General features: G+C 68.6%; 20 protein-coding genes and 1 pseudogene. 7 read left to right on the top strand and 14 right to left on the bottom strand.

Annotation, left to right across the window (positions count from 1 at the left end; genetic code table 11):
- Positions 1-44 precede the first annotated feature (44 nt).
- From istB to ACWG52_RS38960, 4 genes are all read right to left on the bottom strand, one after another.
- A complete protein-coding gene (gene istB / locus ACWG52_RS38975) occupies positions 45-839 on the bottom strand; it encodes an IS21-like element helper ATPase IstB (protein WP_453129125.1) in 795 nt (264 codons plus the stop codon).
- The gene (istA, locus tag ACWG52_RS38970; protein WP_453129184.1) at positions 836-2,467 is read right to left on the bottom strand and encodes an IS21 family transposase; all 1,632 of its coding nucleotides are present in this window, start codon (positions 2,465-2,467) and stop codon (positions 836-838) included. The genes istB and istA overlap by 4 nt, the downstream gene beginning before the upstream one ends.
- 132 nt (positions 2,468-2,599) lie before the next feature.
- On the bottom strand, positions 2,600-3,016 hold the full coding sequence (locus ACWG52_RS38965) for a hypothetical protein (protein WP_453129124.1): 417 nt from the start codon (positions 3,014-3,016) through the stop codon (positions 2,600-2,602).
- A 261-nt stretch (positions 3,017-3,277) separates the two neighbouring features.
- The gene (locus ACWG52_RS38960) at positions 3,278-3,538 is read right to left on the bottom strand and encodes a hypothetical protein (RefSeq protein WP_453129123.1); all 261 of its coding nucleotides are present in this window, start codon (positions 3,536-3,538) and stop codon (positions 3,278-3,280) included.
- A 625-nt stretch (positions 3,539-4,163) separates the two neighbouring features.
- Between ACWG52_RS38960 and ACWG52_RS38955 the strand changes: the two genes are divergently transcribed.
- A complete protein-coding gene (locus tag ACWG52_RS38955; protein ID WP_389814735.1) occupies positions 4,164-4,520 on the top strand; it encodes a DUF1330 domain-containing protein in 357 nt (118 codons plus the stop codon).
- Between the two features lie 284 nt (positions 4,521-4,804).
- Here ACWG52_RS38955 and ACWG52_RS38950 read toward each other — a convergent pair whose 3' ends face one another.
- A complete protein-coding gene (locus tag ACWG52_RS38950; RefSeq protein ID WP_389814733.1) occupies positions 4,805-5,902 on the bottom strand; it encodes a ParB/RepB/Spo0J family partition protein in 1,098 nt (365 codons plus the stop codon).
- Positions 5,899-7,083 carry a ParA family protein gene (locus ACWG52_RS38945; RefSeq protein ID WP_390140233.1) on the bottom strand — a complete coding sequence of 395 codons (1,185 nt, stop codon included), beginning with the start codon at positions 7,081-7,083 and terminating at the stop codon, positions 5,899-5,901. Before ACWG52_RS38945 ends, ACWG52_RS38950 begins: the two co-directional genes overlap by 4 nt.
- Before the next feature lie 729 nt (positions 7,084-7,812).
- Between ACWG52_RS38945 and ACWG52_RS38940 the strand changes: the two are divergent.
- Positions 7,813-8,295: pseudogene (locus ACWG52_RS38940) on the top strand (ATP-binding protein); the annotation flags it as partial.
- Between the two features lie 30 nt (positions 8,296-8,325).
- Here ACWG52_RS38940 and ACWG52_RS38935 read toward each other — a convergent pair.
- The 4 genes from ACWG52_RS38935 to ACWG52_RS38920 all read right to left on the bottom strand — a co-directional run bounded on the left by ACWG52_RS38935 (position 8,326) and on the right by ACWG52_RS38920 (position 13,066).
- A complete protein-coding gene (locus tag ACWG52_RS38935; protein WP_453129183.1) occupies positions 8,326-8,844 on the bottom strand; it encodes a pyridoxamine 5'-phosphate oxidase family protein in 519 nt (172 codons plus the stop codon).
- 525 nt (positions 8,845-9,369) lie between these two features.
- A complete protein-coding gene (locus ACWG52_RS38930; protein ID WP_389814727.1) occupies positions 9,370-10,392 on the bottom strand; it encodes an aspartyl/asparaginyl beta-hydroxylase domain-containing protein in 1,023 nt (340 codons plus the stop codon).
- A 17-nt stretch (positions 10,393-10,409) separates the two neighbouring features.
- The gene (locus tag ACWG52_RS38925; RefSeq protein WP_389814725.1) at positions 10,410-11,684 is read right to left on the bottom strand and encodes an MFS transporter; all 1,275 of its coding nucleotides are present in this window, start codon (positions 11,682-11,684) and stop codon (positions 10,410-10,412) included.
- Positions 11,681-13,066 (bottom strand): cytochrome P450, encoded by a 1,386-nt coding sequence (locus tag ACWG52_RS38920; protein ID WP_389814723.1) that lies wholly within the window; start codon positions 13,064-13,066, stop codon positions 11,681-11,683. Before ACWG52_RS38920 ends, ACWG52_RS38925 begins: the two co-directional genes overlap by 4 nt.
- A gap of 613 nt (positions 13,067-13,679) precedes the next feature.
- On the opposite strand from ACWG52_RS38920, the gene ACWG52_RS38915 reads away from it, so the two are divergent.
- From ACWG52_RS38915 to ACWG52_RS38900, 4 genes are all read left to right on the top strand, one after another.
- Complete coding sequence (locus ACWG52_RS38915) at positions 13,680-14,738, top strand: helix-turn-helix transcriptional regulator (RefSeq protein ID WP_389814721.1); 1,059 nt, start codon at positions 13,680-13,682, stop codon at positions 14,736-14,738.
- A gap of 173 nt (positions 14,739-14,911) precedes the next feature.
- Positions 14,912-15,109, top strand: coding sequence for a hypothetical protein (locus ACWG52_RS38910; RefSeq protein WP_389814719.1), 198 nt, complete (start codon positions 14,912-14,914; stop codon positions 15,107-15,109).
- 192 nt (positions 15,110-15,301) lie between these two features.
- Positions 15,302-15,499, top strand: coding sequence for a hypothetical protein (locus ACWG52_RS38905; protein WP_389814716.1), 198 nt, complete (start codon positions 15,302-15,304; stop codon positions 15,497-15,499).
- A 288-nt stretch (positions 15,500-15,787) separates the two neighbouring features.
- The gene (locus ACWG52_RS38900) at positions 15,788-16,168 is read left to right on the top strand and encodes an STAS domain-containing protein (protein ID WP_390140241.1); all 381 of its coding nucleotides are present in this window, start codon (positions 15,788-15,790) and stop codon (positions 16,166-16,168) included.
- Here the strand turns inward: ACWG52_RS38900 and ACWG52_RS38895 are convergent.
- From ACWG52_RS38895 to ACWG52_RS38880, 4 genes are all read right to left on the bottom strand, one after another.
- Positions 16,162-16,344, bottom strand: coding sequence for a hypothetical protein (locus ACWG52_RS38895; protein ID WP_389814711.1), 183 nt, complete (start codon positions 16,342-16,344; stop codon positions 16,162-16,164). The genes ACWG52_RS38900 and ACWG52_RS38895 overlap by 7 nt on opposite strands.
- A 273-nt stretch (positions 16,345-16,617) precedes the next feature.
- Positions 16,618-17,157 carry an NUDIX domain-containing protein gene (locus ACWG52_RS38890; protein ID WP_389814708.1) on the bottom strand — a complete coding sequence of 180 codons (540 nt, stop codon included), beginning with the start codon at positions 17,155-17,157 and terminating at the stop codon, positions 16,618-16,620.
- 348 nt (positions 17,158-17,505) lie between these two features.
- Positions 17,506-18,243, bottom strand: coding sequence for a dienelactone hydrolase family protein (locus tag ACWG52_RS38885; RefSeq protein ID WP_389814705.1), 738 nt, complete (start codon positions 18,241-18,243; stop codon positions 17,506-17,508).
- Positions 18,240-18,371 (bottom strand): hypothetical protein, encoded by a 132-nt coding sequence (locus ACWG52_RS38880; protein ID WP_389814703.1) that lies wholly within the window; start codon positions 18,369-18,371, stop codon positions 18,240-18,242. The genes ACWG52_RS38885 and ACWG52_RS38880 overlap by 4 nt, the downstream gene beginning before the upstream one ends.
- Before the next feature lie 2,140 nt (positions 18,372-20,511).
- Between ACWG52_RS38880 and ACWG52_RS38875 the strand changes: the two genes are divergently transcribed.
- Complete coding sequence (locus ACWG52_RS38875; RefSeq protein WP_390140242.1) at positions 20,512-21,444, top strand: hypothetical protein; 933 nt, start codon at positions 20,512-20,514, stop codon at positions 21,442-21,444.
- The last annotated feature ends 8 nt before the right edge of the window (positions 21,445-21,452 follow it).

Below are 21,452 nucleotides of genomic sequence, written 5' to 3'. Positions count from 1 at the left end.
CTGGTCCGCTGCCCTTGGGGCAGCGGACCAGCAGGGGGCTCCAGTCAGCTGGCTGCAGCGTGCTCGGCCCGTGCTCGGGTGCTGGCGAGGCGGTAGGAGTCGGTGCCGGTCTCGATGATGGTGCCGTTGAAGGTGAGGCGGTCGACGATGGCCGCGCAGAGGCGGGGGTCGGTGAACGTTTTGGTCCAGCCGCCGAAGGACTCGTTGGAGGCGATGGCGACGCTGTTCTTCTCCTCGCGTTCGGTCAGGAGCTGGAAGAGGAGTTCGGCGCCGCGGCGGTCGAGTTCCATGTAGCCGAGTTCGTCGATGCAGAGGAGGTCGACGCGGCCGTAGCGGGCGATCGTCTTGGAGAGTTGCTTCTCGTCAGCGGCTTCGACGAGTTCGTTGACCAGCTTCGTCGCCAGCACGTACTTGACCCGGTAGCCGGCCATCGCTGCCTCGGTTCCCAGAGCGATCAGCATGTGGGACTTGCCGGTTCCGGAGTCGCCGATCAGGCAGAGCGGCTGGCTCTTCTTGATCCATTCGCAGCTGGCGAGCGTGTGGATGGCGGCTGCGTCGATGTTGGGGTTCGCGTCGAAGTCGAAGGTCCGCAACGACTTGTCCCGGGGGAAGCCAGCCGCCTTGATCCGCCGCTCAGAACGGCGCCGGGCCCGGTCGTCGCACTCGGCCATCAGCAGCTCGGCGAGGAAGCCGCGGTAGGTCATCTGGTCCTTCATCGCCCGGTCTGCGATGTCGGAGAACTCGTTCCTGATCGACGGAAGCCGCAGTAGGCGGCAGGCGGTGTCGATGGCCGTGGTGGCGGCCTGCTCGGTCAGTCCTCGCTGGCGGGGCAGGGTCACTGTGCTTCTCCCTCGCGGTGTTCACCGCCGCTGGTGCGACGGCGTCGGAGCAGTTGGTCGTAGTGGGTCACCGAGGGCAGCGGCCTGGTGTCCGGGGGAAGATGCGCGAGCCTCCACTCGTGCAGAAACGTCACCGTCGCCTCACCAGCGGAGCCGGCAGGCGAAGGGTGCCCGGCGGGTTCGTCCTCGGCCTGGGCGACCTTGCGGGCCTCGAGGGCGACCGCGTCCGCAGTCAGTGCCCCGGCCCGCAGAGCCGTTGCGAGGCCGGCGATCAGGTGTTCGTGCGAGACGTGGCGGGCCAGCAGCAGAACCTCGATCAAAGCCCTTGTTCCGGCCGTGTCGCCGTGGGCCTTGACCGCCGCGGCCCACCAGGCGTCATGGACCGGGGTGAACTTGCCCGCCGAGCGGGCCTGTTCCAGCGCGGTAGCACCAGGGAAAGCCCCCGGCTTACGGATCAGGGCCTCCAGGTAGTGGTCCAGATCCAGGCGGCAGCCGCCCTTCGCGATCAGACGCTCATGCCGGGCCACTTCCACATTCCTGTCGTAAACCACCAGGTGAGAGGCATGCAGCACCACCCGGACCCGCTTGCCGATCAGCCGGACCGGCACCGAGTACCTGTTCGTGCGGACCGCGATCTGGCTGTAGCGGTCGACCCTCGGAGTGAACAGCCGGCCCGTCTCGAAAGGCTCCTCCGGCAGCGGCATCAGCAGCGGCCGCTCGACCTGGAAGTACTCGTCGATGGTCCGCGGCCGCGAACCGATCCGGCGCCGTCCGTCATGCAGATCCCACTGATCGACCAGCTCGTTCAGCTCGGCCAGCGAGTCGACCTCGGGCACCGGGGTGAAGTGGTTGCGGCGGAAGTAGCCGATCTGCCCCTCGACTCCGCCCTTCTCGTGGGCGCCCTCGATGCCGGGCCGGCAGTAGAAGCTCTCGATCCCGAAGTGCGATCTGAACGCGATCCACCGGTCAGCCTCCACCCTGGCCCGGCTCAGCCCCAGCACCCGTGCGACGGCGGCCTTCAGGTTGTCGTAACGGACCTTGCTCCGAGGGACCCCGCCCAGCGTCCGCAGCGCGTGAACGTGCCCTTCGAAGAAGGCTTCCTGCCCGCAGGACGCGAAGACACGATGGACGGCTTTGCCCGAGTAGGACAGGCGGAAGGAGAACAAATAGCAGGTCACAAGCTCGCCAGCGAGCCGGACGGTCACGTCGCCAAAGTCGACCTCGGCCTCCATGCCGGGCTGGTGGGTCTGCGGCACGAACGCTTCGACCGGCGCCTTCCCCGACTCGACGAGGATCTGCGGCTTCCGGTCCGAGACGTAGCGCCGGACCATCTGGTAGGAGACATCCGCGCCGTGCTCCTGGACCAGGCGATGGAAGATCCGCGTGATCGTGTGCCGCTGCTTACGCGGCGCATCCAGATCCGTCCGCAGCATCTCATCGACGACAGGCTTGTACGGATCCAGAGCAGTCGGCCGCGGCGGCAGCTGCTTCCGCGGCTCCGGCCAGACCGAGTCCACGGCCTTGCGGACCGTCCGCCACGACACGTTGTACCTGCGCTCGATCTCCCGGATCTTCATACCGCCGCGGTGGTCGCGACGGATCGCCGCGTACAGCTCGACCTTCGACATCTGCGGCATGACGAGGCCCTTTCACCAGGAGCATCCCGATGCTCCCGTGGCAAGAACCCTGGCGACTTCAAATCTCGTGAACATCACCCGACCGTGGATCTGGGCGCCTCCCAAACCCATGAACAACGGGCTTCACAACCCCGCGGGTCCCGACGCCAGTTGGGGCACAACGTTCGACCTGATCCACGCCTCCGCCGGCGCGAACCGGATTCGCCCCGACGCCCCGACGTCGCGTACTCCTGCACCACCGACGAACCGCCCATCGCCGACGTTCTCCTGCGCGACATCCAGCTCGACGACATCCCGCGCGTCACCGGCACCACCGTCCGGCCCGACGCCCCGGTCCCGGCTCATCATGGATGCCCTGGAGGTCCTGGACGCCGCACCGGCCCGGTGCTGCACGACCTCGCGATCGAGCGCTGGGGCAACTACACGACGGTCTTCGACGCGGACCGCAACACCGTGCCGGCGTTCGCCGCGGACGGGAAATGGGTCGGCGACGCCGCCAACCCCGATGCCATCAACGATCTGGTCGCGGGCGGCTGCCATGTCGGGCAGCCAAGTCTCCTCGACTCAGGACTCGACGTCGGCAGGCGTATGGCTCCTGGACGTCAGCATCGAGTTTCGTCTTCGTGGGGTCGGGATCGAAATAGGGCCAGATCCAGGCACCGGTTCAGTCCGGCCGGTCCTCGGAGGTCGTCTCTGCAGTGTGCTGCCGGCGAAGCCTGCGGACGAACGCAGTGGCACCAGCGACGAGCAAGGATGCGGCAATGCTTCCCAAGAACTCGGGCGCTGCTGCCATGAGGAGGCTCACGGCTGGCTCCTGAGGCCCCGCACCGCCTGGACTCGGCGGCGTTCAAGCTCGGCAGCGATCCGGCGGATCTTGCGCCTGACGCGTTCTCCGTCGGTGGTGGGTTCAGCCGCGCCTGCGTGCTGAGCAGCCTCGGCCCAAGTGGACACCTGCGGATGGGCCCACGCCATGGCGCTGGTGCGCTCGGTCGGCAGCAGCGCTCGGATGAGGGCGGCGAGCCGGGCGTTCTCCGGATCGATGTCGGCCAGGGTGGTATTCACCGGGGCCAGTGTCCCGGCCGCGAGGTCGTGAAGTGTCAGGCCGTCGCCCACAGGTCTTCTCAGGAATGCTGCGCCATGACGCTCGATGGTGGGGTGCTAACGGCGTTAGCACCCGCGGGCGCTTTGTGTCGCCAAGCGCCTGGCCGCAGCTCCCTCTTGCAAGCCTGCCGCGATCCAGGCAGCTGCCCAACCTGTCGGACGGTCCTCAGCTGGGGGGCTTGGCTCTCCATCGCGGCCTGTGTTTCTTGAGTGAGTCTGCGCGGCGCGGAGCGCTGGGTGGCACAGCCGGAAGTGACGCAAGAGCCGGCGTACTGCTGGCTGTGATCCGGGGAGGTGAGCCTCCTGTAGCGCTTCTGCAGCGTCCGGCGTGGTCAGTGGGTCGGCTCCCTCGCCCCTCCCCCGCTTTCGAACGACTGCTCGCCTCGGTCTCCTGTTGCGGTAGCCACGGCTTGGTTCGGTCACGAAGTTGGCTTCTGGCGTGAGAAACAGAGCGGTGGCCTGCAGACGACCTCGAGTGGTTCCTCGACCTCGCGGCAATTACCTCCGGGGTCATCGCACCGTTCAAGGGCCCTCAGCTACGTTCGCGGTCATCACTCACTCCCCACCGGAACAAGGGGGCCTCATAGTGCCCGCTTACGGCTTCGCTCATCTCCGCAGCCGCCGGAATCACTCCGACGTCATCGAGTACCTGGAGAGCATTCAGGCGACCCTCGACCCGTTCGCAGGTCGCTTCCTCATCCACGGTCCGCCGGCCGAAGTCGTGGAGGGCAGTTGGCCCGGCAGCATGGTGCTGATCGAGTTTCCTAGCCTTACCCAAGCCCGTGCCTGGTACGACTCCCCCGCCTACCGGACCATCCTGCACCTGCGTACCGACCACATCCAAGGCAACCTACTGCTGATCGAAGGTGTCGGGCCGAATTACCAGCCGGCTGAACGAGCTCGCAAGCTACGAGCAGAAACACGCCGTGTGAGCCGGCAGTAGGTCATGGGCGCCGGTCAGGTACGGGGACGACGTGGCGAGGCAGGCGGCCATGGGAGCGCCCCTGATTCACAGGGCCGTCGATCTTCGATGTACCGAAAGGGGCAGTCGTCAAAAGTCGATGCGTCTGATCACCGTCCGGTGAGGCAGCTCACCATGAGCGACACGGACAGCACCGCCACTGCTGCGAGCGGGTGCTAACGCCGTTAGCACCCACCCCCTCAACGCACCGGAGCCCGCCCGGCCAGATGGCCAAGCGGGCTCCGCACTGCGCGCTCGAAGGAGAGCTACCCGTTGCCGTGGGCGGTGAGGAGCCGCTCAAGGAGAACCTCGCGCTGCGCCTCATCCATCTTCTCGAAAATCAGATCGGCAACTCCGTTGCCGTCGTGCCACGGCACGCGGGGGAGCTTGAGGATGTCGACGAGGTGGGGCTCGTCCGTTGCCGGAGCGGCCGGCACCTGGTCGTCGGGCTCCGCTTCGGAACGCGAACTGTCGCCGGTGTCTCCTACCGGAGCAGGAGGAGGAGCGAGAGCGGGGGCAGGGGCAGGGGTGCTAACGGCGTTAGCACTTGGTGCGAACTGCTCGCGCGTTTCGGCAGCGGGGGGAGTGCTAACGGCGTTAGCACTCGTGGCGCCTACCTGCTTCCGCTGCTTGGCAGCCGCTCGCTTGGCCAGGGCTTCCTCCGCGGCGCTCTGCTGCTGTTGTGTGGGGAGCCGGCCGACGTTACGGGCGATCTCCACGGGGAGGCTGCGGTCCTCCACCGCCTCTTGGAGCTCCGGAGTGAGCTTGAGGAGCGCGAGGCGCTGTGTGACCCACGGACTGGACTTGCCCAACGCTCTGGCGACAGCACGCTGGGACCCGTGGACATGGACGAGCCGCTGGAGAGCCTTCGCCTCGTCCAACGGGTCGAGGTTCTCGTGTTGAACGGCTGCGGTGAGGGCCGTTTCCAGGAGGGTGTCGGCGTCCTGGGCGAGGGAGTCGTCGACGTGGACGGGAACGTCATCCAGGCCGGCGAGGTTCGACGCCGCCAGGCGACGATTCCCGTCGACGACGATGTAGGCGGCTTCTCCCAACCTGTCCTCCTGGCCGGGGTGGGCCGTAAGGAAGGCCTGACGGGTGACGACCGTAAGAGGCTGAATGACGCCTCGTGCCGTGAGGCTGTCGGCGAGGTCGTCGACGGACTTGAGTTCCTCGCGTGGGTTGTAGGGGTTGTGGGCCAGGGTGCCCACGGCAACGCGCAGCGTCCCGGTCTGGCCCGCGGCCGCCTGTTCGGCGGCGGGGCTGTCCTGACCGGAGAACCTTGCGAAGGAAGCCGCGCGGCTGCTCATGGGTTGGGCGACCGCGTTGAAGGTGGGGGAGTCCCCCAGCATGTCCGCCTTGCTCACGGCGTCTTCACCCCCCGGGCGATCTGCCTCATCTGGTGGGACTGCTCGCAATCGGGTGCGTAGTCCAGCAGCGGGCGTTGCTTACGGACGGCCTCGCGCTGCTCCTTCACATCGGGCACCACGGCGAGGACCGGGGGAGTGCCCAGGGACTTCCACTTGTCGAGTGACGAGGTCGCGATGTACCCGCGCCGGCTGTCGAACTTGTTGACGACCAGGCCCAGCTGCTCGATGGCGATGTCGAAGTCCCGGGAGAGGGAGTCGATCTGCTGGATGAGCATGCCGTACGCCTGGGCGGAGGTGTCCTCGGCTTCGACGGGGATGACGAGGCCGGAGGCGCCCGGCTTCTCGTCGTCGCGCTGGCGTCCGTAATTGAGCGCTGCGTCCATGGCGAGGCCGAGGCTGGGGGGTGAGTCCACGACGATGACGTCGAATTCGTCCTCGAGGGAGGCGAGGGCGCGTTCGAGAGCGGCGTGGCGGGGGCCGCGGAAGACGGTGAGTCCCGAGTCCAGGAGGAACGCGTCGAACGCGGCGGGCAGGATCCGGAGGCGGCCGCCGAACCGGTCACCGTCTATGGCGATGGTCAGGTCGAGGAGCGACTGCTTGGCCTGCTCCCGGTGCAGCATGTGCGTGATGAGGCTTTCCTCGCCGGCGGGAATCGCGGTGAGGCCGAGCTGGTGGGTGAGGTGCCCCTGCGGGTCGTAGTCGACAAGAAGGACCCGCAGGCCGCCGATACCCGCACCGGCCGCGGCGCCGACGGCAGCCGGGTCTTCCGCAAGTGCCTGGGCAAGACCGGCGGATACCGCGGTTTTGCCGACACCGCCCTTCTGGTTGCAGACGATGATCCGCCGGGTCGTGGCCTGGACACCTGCGGGGTGGTCGGCCAGCCACAGGACCACGGACTGGGCCAACCCCTGGATGTAGGAGACGCCACGCTCGCGGCAGTCGGCCTTGAAGTCCTCGTAGAGGCCTTCGGGGAGGTAGGTACCGAACGAGTCGGCGCCGGCGGTGTTGACGGCGGGAAGTTCTTCCGTGCAGTCCCGCCAGGCCTGGATGCCACCGGCGACGGCATCCTGCATGTCGGTCTGGAGCTGCGCCGCGCGGACCTTGAGAGCTTGCTGGAGGTGAGCGGGCAGCTTGGAGACGATCTTCTCCCGCTCACCTCCCGAGATGGGAGATGACATAGGCGGCAGCATACTGCCGCCAGCATAGTTTCAGACCACACGTTAGGTGCGTTTTGCCTAGTTTCCGCGTTAGTTGCTGTCTGGGTGCTAACGGCGTTAGCACCCAGACAGCAACAACAGGGCAACCAGATGACTGACACCGACCCACGTAGCAGCCTGGGAAGCACCGCGCCCGGCCAGGCAATTGACGCAAACCTGGTCCGGCCGAAGCAGGGGAAGGGCGCACTGAACGGCTTCATCAGACCCGGAGGGCTCAGACGGGCAGAAGGCCGCGAGCCTCCAACCCGGGACCGTCGATGACGTCGATGCATCCACCGGGAACGTTGCGGAAAAGCACCGGGGGAGGCGAGGCAGCCACCTGGGTGGCCGGCGAAGGACCAGTCGTCCGACCCTCCACCAGCCGCACTCACGCCCCGGGCAGTACCGGGTGCGAGCCGCTCATCCGCCGGTCGCTACTCCAGGCCGCGCATCCGACGGTCGTACACCGCCGACGGCTCCAGACCTACGGCCTCACGCCGGGAACCGAGACCCTCCGGATCGGCGACGGGTGCAGCCTCAACCCCGTACCGTCCAGGCCGCTGACGTATTGCGTCCCGTACACCTGCGGCTCGCCGGCCCCGACCAGACACCTGTCGGTCAGGTGGGCGAGATGACGACGAGGCGCCTGTCCGGCTTCGACAGCGGCCGTGAGCACCTCCAGGGCACGCTGCTGGAACTGCGGCCGGCTGCGAATGGATCAAGAAGAGCCAGCCGCTCTGCCTGATCGGCGACTCCGGGACGGGCAAGTCGCACATGCTCATCGCGCTGGGAACCGAGGCGGCGATGGCTGGCTACCGGGTCAAGTACGTCCTGGCGACGAGGCTGGTCAACGAACTCGTCGAGGCCGCTGATGAGAAGCAGCTCTCCAAGACGATCGCCCGCTACGGCCGCGTCGACCTGCTCTGCATCGACGAACTCGGCTACATGGAACTCGACCGCCGCGGCGCCGAACTCCTCTTCCAGCTCCTGACCGAACGTGAGGAGAAGAACAGCGTCGCCATCGCCTCCAACGAGTCCTTCGGCGGCTGGACCAAGACGTTCACCGACCCCCGCCTCTGCGCGGCCATCGTCGACCGCCTCACCTTCAACGGCACCATCATCGAGACCGGCACCGACTCCTACCGCCTCGCCGGCACACGAGCCCGAGCCGAGGAATCGGCCAAGGCGGGCTGACCGCCCAGACAGCCGACCAGGGATGCCGGACTACCGGCCTGGCTTGGTCCAGAACTGACGCGGCGCGAAACCCTCGCGCCGCAGCCAGTGCTCGGTATAAACGATCCGCTCGGCCTCGATCACCACGAGAGGTCCCGATGCTGGTTCATCGAGAGAACGCGACCGTTCGACATGGTCGGACTGCCAGCGGAACGCCGGCCAGTAGTGCTCGAAATCGGGGTCGTTCTCGGACAGCACGCGAGCCCGCCCGAAGAGCTGAGCACCTCGGCTGCTGGCCTGTCCGACCAGCGGTGCAAAGATCCCCACCGACACCCTTGGGTCAGCGGCGAGGTTCCTCATCTTCGGTGAACCGGGAGCCGTGGAGAACATCACCGCGAAGTCGAGGTGGAAGTACCGCACCGGCGTCGCCAGAGGCCCTTCCGGCCCTGCCGTTGCGAGCACGCACATGTTCTGCGACGACAGCAGGTTGAGTATCCGCTCTTCCAAACGATCTCGATCGAGACGCTTCTTCGGTGACGGTCCGGCCAGCCACGGGTTAGTCACAGGCATGATCAAGTATCTCATGCACCTAGCGGATCTTCGTGTGGTGGACCGAGTGCTTGGTCTTGTCCGTGAGCACGGCGACGACCTAGCCGCGGGGGATGCGGAGTGGCGTCGCCGCTCTGGAGGCCTGCGCGGTCCTGGGATCACGAGGCGGAGTAGAAGCCAGTGGGAATGAAGGCCGAGGCCGCGCCGTACCCTGGCCTGCAGGAGCTTGACCTCCAGCCCGGTCAGGGCCTTCCGCGCTTCGGCTTCTGGGGCCCGGTGTCGCTTCGGACTTCCGTCACCACACCGGGGGGCGGCGGCTCGTCGCCGAAACCGCGAGCGGCTCGGATACCGCCTGCTTCAGCAGCGAAGGAATCGCTCCGGGCCGCCGCTGGCCGAGGTAGTGCTGAGCGGTAAGGGTGACGAGGGTTCCCACCGCGACGCCTGCGGCGACAGCAGCCCAGGTGCCCACCCGGAGCGCAATCGGCCGCACCGGCGCATGGACCGGGTGGGCTGCTGAGCCATCCCGGCGTGCGGTCCCCGCCGTACTCATGCCGCCGCGCCCATGACTGTGGCGAGCGTGTGCGCAGGACGAACGACTTCGGTCATCTGACGGCCGCATCGCACCCGAAACCGTGCGACGGGCGTCGGCCGGTCGAGGTCCAGGCACACCGTGCGTTCGTCGGTCCAGCCCTGCAGACGGAACTCGGCGTTGCCGATGTGGACCAGGCCGAACCGGGGTGCGCCGTCGACAAAGAGGGCCAGGCGTCCGTCGACCAGGTCGATCCTGCCGGGAAGGCTGCCGGCCGGATCGGAGTCGGAGTCGTCGGACCAGTCGGGGAAGGTGGCGGGCACTTCCACGGTGCAGCGCAGTGCGTCCTGCTCGACGGACCCGAGCGGAATCTCGGGGCGCGCAAAGAGGACCTCGCTCCAGGGGAGCGTTGCGCGGTAACTGTCCGGGAAGAGTGCCATCAGCTCGGGCGTGGGCGCACAGTCGATGACCAGATGTATGCGTCGTCGGCTGCTGTGGTTGCGGGCGATGTGTAGGCGGTCGAAGTCCGCGTACCACAGCTGTCCCGCTTCCCAGTGGTGGGTTTCGCCGCCCACGACAAGTTCCGCGCCGGGCTGGGTGACGATGGGGATGTGCAGGCGTAGCGAGCCCCAGGGGAAGTTGGTGCGGCCGTCGCGGTGTTCGTGGGTCTCTGCTCCCGGTCCCAGTGCCATCAGGCGCACGCTGTGGAGTGGAGCGGGGATTCGGGCCAGGACCTCGGCGTGGTAGGGGGTTCGTGCCATGGCGGGAGTGTCGAGGTGGTCTTCCAGTCCGGCGCCGCCTGGATCCGTGCGGGCCAGGCTGCCACTGGGCCCGCGCAGCGGGATGATCTTCCAGTCGAAGGTGTCTTCCGCTCCGAGGCCGTTCTGGCTCACGGGGCGGTTGGGGAGCCAGGTGAGTCCGGTCAGGCCGGCGGCTTCCTCAGCCAGTCGGGCGGCGTCGACCGTGAAGTTCATGGGAACGGCGGGCGGCAGGTGCTCCCAGGTGGCATGGGCCACCGAGGTGATGGTCTCGGACGGCATGTCGGTTCCTTACCGGGTCACTGGGTCGGGGTGGGATCGTGCGTTGCGGTCTCGTCTGCGGCGGGCACGGGGCGGTCAGTCGGGCTGACCGGTTGCGGTCGCCATGGGCGGCTTCTGCCAGTGGCGGCGGCCGCCATGAGCGCGCTGACGCCGCCGATGGCGAACACCCAGGGTGCGGAGATCCATTCGGCCAGGAGTCCGCCGGCGGTCAGGGCGATGCCCTGGGTGGTGATGGAGCCGGTACCGGCGAGGGTCATGGCCCTGCCCCGCAGGTGCAGTGGGGTGTTCTCGATGAAGGCCTGGTCGAGGGGCAGCGCATAGGCGGTTCCCGCACCGCTGAGCAGCAGCAGGGCCAGTGCGACGGGAAGGGTGGGCTCGAAAGCGAAACCGACGAGCGGGAGAGTGGCGAGGGCCAGAAGGGCTGGAACTCCGGCCGCGCGGCGGTGGGTGCCGAGGAATCTGGCGATGACCGCTTCGCCGAGCGCGGTGCCCGTGGCCGGTGCGGCCAGGAGCAGTCCTACCGCGGTGGGGCCTGCGCCCAAGGCTTGGGCATAGGGGGCCGCGAGTCCCTCGGGCATGACGACCAGCGCAGTGGGCAGCCACTGGAGGAGAAGCAAACGGCGCAGCAATGGCGTGGCCAGGATCTCCCGGTTGCCGTTCCAGGTGGCGCGGACTACGCCGGCGTTGTCCTTGTGGGCCGAGGCGGTGGCCGGGCGGGCCTGGACGGTGAGGAACACCACGGTGGTCGCGACGGCGAACGAGGCCGCATCGATGAAGAGCGCTGTGCGTGGTGTGACCAGTAGGAGGAGCAGGCCTCCGAGGCCGAAGCCCAGGGTCTGGCCGATCTGGATGGTCCCGGAGAACATCGAGCGCGCCAGGGCGTAGCTCTGCATGCCGACGATTTCGGGAAGCATGGTCTGGCGGGCCGCTCGGAAGGCCGGCGTCAGCGCACCGGAGACCGTCACCAGGGCGAGCAGGGCCCAGATGGGTGTGCCGGGGATGGTCATCAGCAAGACGCACGCCATCCGGGCGATGTCACCGACGAGCATGACCCGCCGGGCAGGCAGGCGGTCCACGAGGGACGAGAGGAACGCCGCGGTGAGGATCTGCGGAACGAAGCCGAGGGCAAAGGCGAGGGCTGCGGTCAGGGACGACCCGGTGCGGTCGTAGACCAGGACCGAGAGGGCGATCTTGGTGAGGACGTCCCCGAGGATGGACACTGTGTGCGCCGCGAAGAGGCCACTGAACTCACGGTTCCGCAGAAGCGACTTATAGGTGGGAGGAGCGGTCATACCGGTACTCCTGCCGCCATGGGGCAGCCCGAGTTCGGGGCGGGGATACGGCGGAGGGGTTCGTCGGGTGAGCTGTGGGTGGGCCTCTGGCGTTCACTCAGGCGGACCATGAGCCCGGCGGGGGTCAGCTCGCGAGCGGGGTCTGGCACCACGTTCGTGCCGGGGGCCCGCTCCACGGTGAAGTCACGCATCAGCAGGGCAACACCCAGTGTCATCTCGATCAGACTCCACGACAGTCCCATGCACACCAGGGGTCCCGCGCCGAAGGGCAGGTAGGCGTGCGGCACGGCCTTGGTACCGGAGCCTTCGGGCAGCCAGCGGTCGGGGTCGAAGACCAGGGGGTCCGGGAACCACTGCGCGTCACGCTGGATGACGTACGAGGGCACCATCACCTTGGTGTCGCGGGGCAGTGTGTACCCGCCGAGTTCGGTGTCGTGAAGGGCGTGACGGGCGTATACCCAGTTCGGCGGCCACAGCCGCATGGCCTCCTTCACGACGCGGGCGGTGTACTCCAGTCTCGTGTAGTGGTCGCTGGTGATGGGGCCCGTCGAGGGAAGCACGGCAGCGGCTTCGGCGGCTACGCGCTGCTGGATGTGGGGGTGGTTGACCAGCTCGTGGATGGTCCAGCCGAAGCCCGAGGAGGGGGCGCTCTGTGCGGCCAGCAGGGTCGCGGCCAGCGTTTCGCGCAGGATGCGGTCGGAGAGTTCCCCGTGCCGGCCGGTGGGCTTCATCAGCACTCCGAGCAGGTCGGCGGCGTCAGTGCGGTCCTGACTCCGGCGGGCCGTGATGACCTGGGAGATTCCGTTCTCCAGTGCGCGGTTGGCGCGCACCACGCGGCGGTGGCGGGGCAGCGGCATCCAGGAAGGCCAGACGATGGTGCTGCGGATCACGGGGAGCAGTGCGTCGAAGAGATCCTGTTCCAGGCCGTGCGCGAGAGAGGCATCCGGACCGAAGCAGATCAAGGACCCGAGCCATGATGTGAGCGCGCGCATCCGGTCGACAACGTCGACGTTTCCGGCTGTCATCCACTTCGGGATTTCGCGCCCCATCTCGGCGGCGATCAGAGGAATCCGGTCCTGCATCGCGGAGGGTCGCATTCCCCGCATGCGGGCAGCCCGGGAGGACGCCCACTGCTGCATCGTGGCATCGTCCTCCTTTTGTTTCTGGTGGAGGAAATCGACTTCTCCACCGAAGTCTTTGTTCGTACGGAGAAGGACTTCCCCCGCCAGGGCGGGGTCCGCAATGACGACGATGTGCCGGTCGAAGGACCAAATGCCTCCGTATCGCTGGGACATCTCGGTCATAAAACCGAGGCGGTCCTTGTCATATGCCGGTCCGTTGCCGGCCAGTCGGGTTCCGGGCGGGCCTGGAGGTCGGTTCATCAGATCCCTCGCATGTGTGTCCGAAATTGTTTGCCCTCCGGGGCCGAGAGAGGCGCCATGCGCCTGTCCCGGCCCCGGACGAGGTCTTTCAAGTGCGGACCTGCGGGCCTATCAGTACTTGTAGAAGCCCGCGAGAGCGGTCATCTTCGTGCGGCGGGCGATCGCGTACGAGGCGGTCTTGATGAGAGCCATCGTCAGCACCTTCTTCCTTGAGATCGAGCCATCCCATACCGGAAATGACTACCGGGTGTACGTGCGAGATCGTGCGTCCTCCGGGAGCAAGAGAGGCGCCATACGCCTGTCCCGGCCCCGGACGAGGTCCTTCGATTACGGACCTGCGGGCCTATCAGTACTTGTAGAAGCCCGCGAGAGCGGTCATCTTCGTGCGGCGGGCGATCGCGTACGAGGCGGTCTTGATGAGAGCCATCGTCAGCACCTTCTTCCTTGAGATCGAGCCATCCCATACCGGAAATGACTACTGGCGTTCTGTTCAACTCCCGCCGATTCCCTTGGGAGTTGTCCTTGCACCTGAAGACTGCCGATCAGCCCGATGCCCGGTCCAGGGTGATCGACCCGCAGTAAGCTGCATGCACTAAACAACCGGGGGGCACATATGGAAATATCGGGCATACAGATACCGGATCCTCTGAGCGAGAACGCGATCGAGACCTACCGGTGGGCCGTTGTCCACGGCGAACTGGCCATGGAGGAGGCAGCCGAGGAGCTGGGATTCTCGCCGGACGGGCTGAGGATGGCCATCAGCGAGCTGGAGCGTCGAGGACTGCTACGGCCGGCGCCCGCGTCGGAGGGGGGAACCCGCCTCGTCACGGTCGCACCCGACACCGCAGCAGCAGGCACCGTGACCCCGATGGAGACCCTGCTGCGTGACCGGTTGGACCACATACTCCGGCTCCGCGGCGAGTTCGATCTGCTGCGGCCGCTCTACGCCGAGAGCCAGGCGCGCCAGCAGGCCCGGACTCCGCTGACCGAGGTGGTCGAGCTCTCCACGGTGCTCGATCTCATCGACGACGCCATGGCGTCCTGTCGGCACCAGGTCCTCGTCTGCGAGCCCAGCCGGGAACAGCCGGCCGAGCTGGTCGAACGCACCCACGTGCGCGATCTCGCGATGCTTCGGCGGGGGGTCGAGATTCGCACCCTCTACCAACACTCGACGAGGCGGCACACCGTCACCCAGCAGTACATCGACAAGCTCGTCGAAGCAGGTGCCCACGTGCGTACGCTCACGGAGCTGTTCGGACGGATGATCGCCTTCGACCGGTCGACCGCCTTCATCCCGCACCGTACCGAGCCGGACGGCGCGGTCATCATCCGCGACCCTTCCGTCGTCGAGTACCTGTGCTCCACCTTCGACCACGCCTGGATGCTGGCCACGCCCTATCAACCGGGACAGCACAGGACATACACGCTGGGCGACGAAGCCAAGCAGGCCATCGCCCGCATGCTGACCGAGGGCATGAAGGACGAGGTGATCGCACGCCGCCTAGGGATCTCCCTACGCACCTGCCGCAAACACATCGCGGAGATCATGGAGCACTTCAGCGCAGAGAGTCGCTTCCAGCTCGGCTACCTCATCCGCGCACGCCTCGGAGAGCCCGGCAAGGGCCCCGACCTCGACCGCGTGATCTCCGAAACCTGCTCCTCACCCTCCTGAACGGCGTGGAGTCCACCCCCGCCCCGTAGACCGGTCCGAAGGCCGGGGCCGTCACCTCGACAGATGGCGGCCTTCTGCATGCTCGCCGGCTGCCGGTGACCGCGGCACGGAGAACCAACGACGGGTGGCCGGGCGATGCACCCCCAGGGTGGGGGGAATCGGGGTGCCCCGGCTTGGTCGCCGCATCACCCGGAATCGTGCGCCTGCACACCTTCGCGCGCAGCGCCCAGGAGGCCCGGGAACTGGCCGCAGTGATACCCGAGGGCCGGATCACCGACCTGGACCTGCCCGAGCATGAGCAATTGACCATGTGCTGCCGCCGTCCGCTGGATCCGCTGCTGCTGAAGAGCCGACGGCGTCTCCTGTGCTGAGTCACTCCGGTTGCCTCTGTCAGGTCTGATGTGGGCAACCGGGCGGGACCGGCCGCTCGCCGACGCCGCCCGCAAGCCCCTGGGCCGTCACTCACCCATCACGGCCCGTGATGCAAATGGTGCGTGATGTGACTTCGGGTGGCAGCGTGGGCGGGGAGGAGTCCTTCCACGCATCTCAGAGGAGTGGCCGTCATGGGCGGTATGCAGGACAAGCGTCAGGAACCGGGCAAGGGCCGCGAGGAGCGGGAGCGCATGCGCCCGGGCCAGACTCACGCCGGCGCGGGCCGGGAAGGCGAGCGGGGCCTGAGCTCCGAGGAGCTCGAGCGGCGCCGCGAGGAGGAGATGTTCCGCGAGCGCGAGCGGGACGAGATGCGCGACGAAGAGCTCTGACCACCGTCAGAGCCGTCACGCCCACGCAGGCAGGACCCGGCCGGGCCGGTAGTCACCTCGGCCGGGTCTGTTATGCGACCCAGGCTTCCGCTTGCGGCCGGCTTCAGGGCAGGGCGACGATCGAAACGGGCCGTCATCCGGCCCGCCGGCGCATCAAGGGCGGTGTGGTGGCGAGCTGGGACAGCATGCCGAGCGACTTCCACATCACGATCCGACGCTACGGTCCGACCCTGCACCTGACCCCGGCCGGCAAACTGGACATCGACTTCGGGCCCCGCATTCGCCCCGGTGTGGACGGCCCTGGACGACCACACCGCGTTGGTGGCCTGCGACATACGCTGCCTGACCTTCCTCGACGCCGCCGGGCTGGAACTCCTCGTCGACCTCGTCGCCCACCTCGACAGACGCGGCATCGCCTTCTTCGCCGACAACTGGCAGCGCCGGCCGCTGCGTCTCCTGGAGCTCATCGACCACGTCACCGCCACCTGGTCCCACGCGAGCGACCGCACGACGCCGACCGACCCCCTGCGCCGCACGTTGTCGGGATCCCTGTACGCCTCGTCCCGCCCGACCTCGCCCGGACGCCGACCGCCTGTCCGCCCTGCCGGCTCGTGCAGGCCCCGTCAAGGCGGGGGTCGGGACCCCGAAGCCCGCGGCCGTGGCTACTGACGGGCCGGCTGCTCGCGTACGGGGTCGGCGAGCTCGGTGTAGAAGTCGACGCGGTCCTGGGCCTGGAGGACCTGGGCGCAGACGGTCAGCAGGCCGGTGCGGGCCTCGGGCCGGTCCAGGACGGGGGCCGGCCGGGTCCGGAGTGGGCGGCCGTCTCGGGACAGCAGGGCGTACACCTACAGGGTGGCGGCGTCGTCGCACGGGGCGCGGCACCATCGCTCCCGGTCCAGGAGGGCGGGCTGCAGGTGATGTTGCCGTAGTGGAGGTCGCCGTGCGCGGTGGAGGCTTGCGTCCGCGCCCTGCGCCCCGCGCCGGTGGGGCGCGCAGGACACCGCCGGACGGCTACCGCCGTGTGGAAGCGCACCGCCTGGCCGTGCCTGCGTCCCGGGCGGACCCGGCCCCGGCCTGCGAGGGGCGTGGGATGCATCCGGCCTTGACGCGTGTGAGCGCTACACCCATGTGTAGTTCGCGTCGGTGACGGCGTCCAGCGCCGTGTCGGTGACGGCGGCGTGAGGATCGGCGAGGGCGGCGAGGGCGGGGCCGATGGGCGGGAAGATGGGCAGTTCGGCGGTGTTGCGGTAGTCGATCCACTCGATGACGCCGACCTCGTGGCTGCCGTCGGGGAGCTCGTCCAGTTCCTGCCCGGCAAGGGTCGCCCGGACGTCGGGGCTGATGTGGAAGCGGTAGATGAGGTGGAGCTTGCGCGGCGGCGGGGTGGGGCCGGGGCGTGTCACGCGCTGGTCGACGACCCACATCAGGTCCCCGCCCTCGGCCGCCGCCGTGTCCAGCCTGAGTTCTTCTGCGAGCTCGCGGGCGAGGGCGCGGGTGAGGTCTTCGCCGTGTTCGACGTTGCCGCCGGGCGGGGTGTAGTGGGTGGAGTCGGCGCGGTCGCGGCGGATGAGGGCGACGTCGTGGCCGCAGAACACCAGCGCCCCGGTCCGGATCTTGATCCGGGAGAACGGGACGGGTGCGGCAGGAGTGTTCGTCATGGCCGCCAGTATTCGGGACCAGGGCCGTGGAGCAGGTGGCGCCGAGCTCGGTGGCGATTGTCGTGGCACAGGTGTCGTCGTCAGGCGAGCAAGACCGCAGCCTCCGACCGAGTCTGTTTCGGGTGGCGTGCCGGGGGTGAGGGGTGGCCGTACCGGCTGCACTCAGCGGGGCTACTTCGACGCGGGCCTCGAGATCGAGAGGTCGAGTCCTTGGTGTGGGGGGCGTGGACGAAGTGGTCGGGGCCCGGCGCCGACGAGGGGCAGGTAGGCGTTCAGGGGCCATGCCTTGAGTGGCTTCGCTGTGGAGGAAGGGACTGTCAGTCCCCGGAGCCGGCATGCATACCTGGGTCATGCCCCAGGTTCATCCGTCACGGGCAGGCATTCGGCGAGCAGGTCGACGACGTCGCGCCAGGCTCGCTGTGCGTGCTGTGGGTGGTAGCCGACGCCGGGGACCGTGGGGTGGTCGACCGGCGGGTGGTGGAAGGCGTGCAAGGCGCCGCCGTAGACCGTGAGGCGCCAGTCGACGCCTGCGTCCTGCATCTCGGTGGTGAACGCGTTCCGTTGCGCGGGTGCCATGATCGGGTCTTCCGACCCGACCCCGGCCCAGACCGGGCAGCGAATGCGCGCCGCCTCGCCCGGCCGGCCCGTGGTCGTCGCGTTGACCGTTCCGATCGCGCGCAGGTCGACGCCGTCGCGCCCGAGTTCCAGCCCGATGGCGCCCCCGGTGCCGTAGCCGACGGCGGCGATCCGGTCGGGGTCGGTCCGTGGTTCGGTGCGCAGCACGTCGAGCGCGGCATGGCCGATGCTCCGCATCCGGTCGGGATCGGCGAGCAACGGTAGGCAACGGGCCAGCATCTCCTCGGGGTCACCCAAATAGCGCCCGCCGTGAAGGTCGAAAGCCAGCGCTACGTACCCCAGCTCGGCAAGAGCATCGGCCCGGCGGCGCTCGACGTCGCTGAGACCTGTGCCCTCCGGTCCGAGCAGTACCGCAGGCCGGCGGTCGACACCGGCGGGGAGGGCGAGGTGCCCGATCATCGTCAAACCGTCGGCCGGATACTCGACCGTGCGCGTCGTGATCGTCGTCATGGGATTCGACTGTAGTGATCACCGAGCCCGGTCCGGCCGGTGTTCTGCCGCCGGCGGAACAGCGCGGGTATCCGGCCTCGAAGGCGCGGCCCCTTGATCGAGCGGTCGGCAAGGATCAGACCGTTCATGACGTGTCTCCTCCTCTCGTGTCGGATGGAGCGCCGGACGGCGCCCGCCGCCCCCAGGCAAGGCGGGCGCCACGTGCGGGACCGGCCGGAGGGGGAGCCCTTGAAGGCGTTGTCCCGGCCGGTTCCGTTCGACCACCGCGCGGTGGACGACGTCCGCACGCCGGCCGAGCAGTTGGACGGCCCCGAGTCGGCCGACACCTGGTTCGGCTACCCCGCCCAGAAACACCGCGTCCACCTCTCCCAGGCGTACACGCTGCTCGGCGACACCCGCGCCGCGTACCGGGCCCAGGACGACGCCCTGGCCCTGACGTCCTCGCCATCGGTCATGACCCGCGCGCTGATCGCCATGGACACCGCCGCGTGCCTGCGGGTCGACGGAGATCCCGGCGCGGCCGCCACGATGGCCGGCGCCGTCCACGACCGGCTACCACCCGCCCACCGGAGCGGACTCGTGCACTCACGCGCCCAGATTCTCCACCGGCACCCGGACGGTGCCCCGCGCCGACTGCTCGGCGACGCCCTCGCCCGAGGGGTACGGGGGGGGCCGCCGCACACGTTGAAGACGCCCTCACCGCAGGACCCAGTGTCTCGACCCGGCATGTCTTCAATTGAAGACACCTCCCGCCGTCGAATCCCACTCGCCCCGCGAAATCCGCCGGGGACGAACGGGCTGCGGAGCGAATCCTCCGGCACCGACGATTGGTGCCGTTTGCCCGCCCTGCGGCCGAGTAGCACTCCTCGCTCGCGTTCACAGGCGGCTTTACGATCCCCATAGCCGCAGCAAGCCTCGCGGCCGGTGTGTATCTTCTTCGATCATCAGGTACGGGGGAGTGATTCTGATGCGCAATCAAACTTGCCTTGCAAGGGTGGAAGACCGGCCTCAAGAGGCGGCCTCGCCGCCGGCCCTGCAGGACCGGGGCGCACGCCGTGCTGCCGGCCTGAATCGGCAGCAGGTCGCAGCCGCGGTGGGCGTCCGACGAAAGGCCTACGGCGGCTCCTTCGACAGCCTGCTCCACCCCCCTGTCGCCACGACAAGCCCGTAGAACTGCTGAGGCCGTCCCTGCGCCAACAGGAACGGCCTCGTACAGCAACCGACTCGCCAACTTTGCGGAGCCCGAGTCGTGTCCGGTGAGGTGACCTCGCCGGGGGTGGTGCTCGTGGGCCTACGGCCCGCGTGGTCACCGATACCCAGAATAGGGGCCCTCACAATCGAAGGCCACCATTCCGGGCCCCTGTCTGGTCACACTGCCGTTCACGGCTCTCCTACCGGGGAGATCCATCCCGTGTCTGACCTGCACGTCTACGTACCGACCCGCCGGGCACCCGGCACCTTTGCGGCCTTGGTCGTGGGTGGTGCCAGGTGAGCCTGTATCCCGTCTTGTGGGCAATCGATCACGCCCCGGTCAACGACGCCGAGGAGCGCGCCATCCTGGTGGCCCTGGTGGTCAAGGGCGACTTCGACGGAATGAACTGCTTCCGCTCGTACCCCACCCTGGCCGCCGCGGCGCGGGTGGACCCGAAGACCGCCGGCCGCAGATGTCGTGCGATGGAGTCCCGGGGGATCCTGCGCCGCCAGACCAAGCACCAGTCACGGACGTGGCTTTCCATTCCCAAGGAGCAGCGGCCCGTGATCTGGGAGGTCATGATCCCGGCCGAGTGGTGGAGCGCCGCACAGCTGGAGTCCATCAACGAGCAGCGCGCGGGCCTGGGCCGCGCCGCGCTCACCCCTGACAACCGGCCGCCGCTGGCCGCGGCCCCTCCCAAGAGGACCAGGTCCGACAAGGGCGTGAAGCGCTCGGGGACGACCTCTTCGGCGCCCACCCCGGGGACTGACAGTCCCCGGGGCAAAAGGGACACCCAGACAGGGGGGGTGGGGACTGCAAGTCCCCACCCCCCGGACTTGCAGTCCCCACCCCCGGGACTACAAGTCCCCCAACCTTCTGAGTCACCTTCCGAGTCACCATCCGAGAAGAACCCCCTCGGTTCGGCCTTAGGCCAAAGTGCGGGTGGTTTCGCGCCCGCGGGCGCGCGCGAGGGCGCCGGCGCGAAATCTCAGGCCGGCCCGGGCGGCTCCGCCGCGAACCAGGAAGATGTCGGTACGGGAAAGCAGCGGCGGCGTGGGAGGCGGTCCGCGCAGCCGGTGAGCGAGCTGGTGCCGGTGGCGGGGGAGGACGAGGTCTACCGCCTGCTGGACAGCCTGCGCATCCTCGACGCCCCGGCGTCCCGCATCAAGATCCTGCGTCGCGCGGTCCGTGCGTACCTGGGGCACAACCCCGACACCCGCGCGACCGCCTTCGACATGTACCCCCGCACTCCCGCCCACGCCGCGACGCGCATCAACTGGAAGTGGCACATCACGAACGGCCCTGACCGCGCCCACCCGGAGTACGACGGCCCGGACAGGATCCTGCGCCCGGCCGGCTACCTCGCCACGCTCCTGATCGAGCAGGAATGCGACCTGCCGCAGTGCGAGATGGGTGTCCACCTGGACAGCGGCGAGGAATGCCGGCTGTGCCGCTACCGGGAGGTGGAACGGATCGGGCTCGCCGAGTCGAAGCGCCTTGACGCGGAACACCGGGCGCGGCTGCAGCAGCAGCGTGACGGGGCTGCCGTGGACCGCCGGAGCGTCATCGACGCGCTGTACGACGAGGCGGTGGCCGCGAACGCGGCGTACGACCGGATCCGGGCCGCTCGCGTCGTCGCGGCCGCCGAGGCCGAGGAAACGGCCCGCCTGCGCGAGCGACTGGCCCAGGACCACCCGGAACTGGCCGCCGCCCGTTCCGCCCTGATCCCCCGGCCCAGGGAAGGCGAAGCCGGCTACGCCTCGGCCGGCCGGCGAGGCCGTCGGGCCCTTGAGGAGGAGACGGCCCGTGCCGCGCTCGTGCGTGAGGGGCTGCGCGGCACCGCCCTGGACGACGCGGTCCGCAGCCACATGGCCGCCTGGAGGGCCGCCCGCCGACAGGGGGCGCACGCCGGCGACCCGGCCGCTCGTGCCGTTCCGGTCGGTGCCTGGCCGACGGGTGGCCGTCAGCAGTCCGAGGAGGCCCCGTGCCGGCCTCCGGGCGGCCCCTGAGAGCTTTC

The sequence above is a fragment of the Streptomyces sp. CLCI03 genome (genome assembly GCF_053615355.1).
Note: the sequence above shows the minus strand (reverse complement) of the source record. Positions and strands in the feature narration are given on the sequence as shown.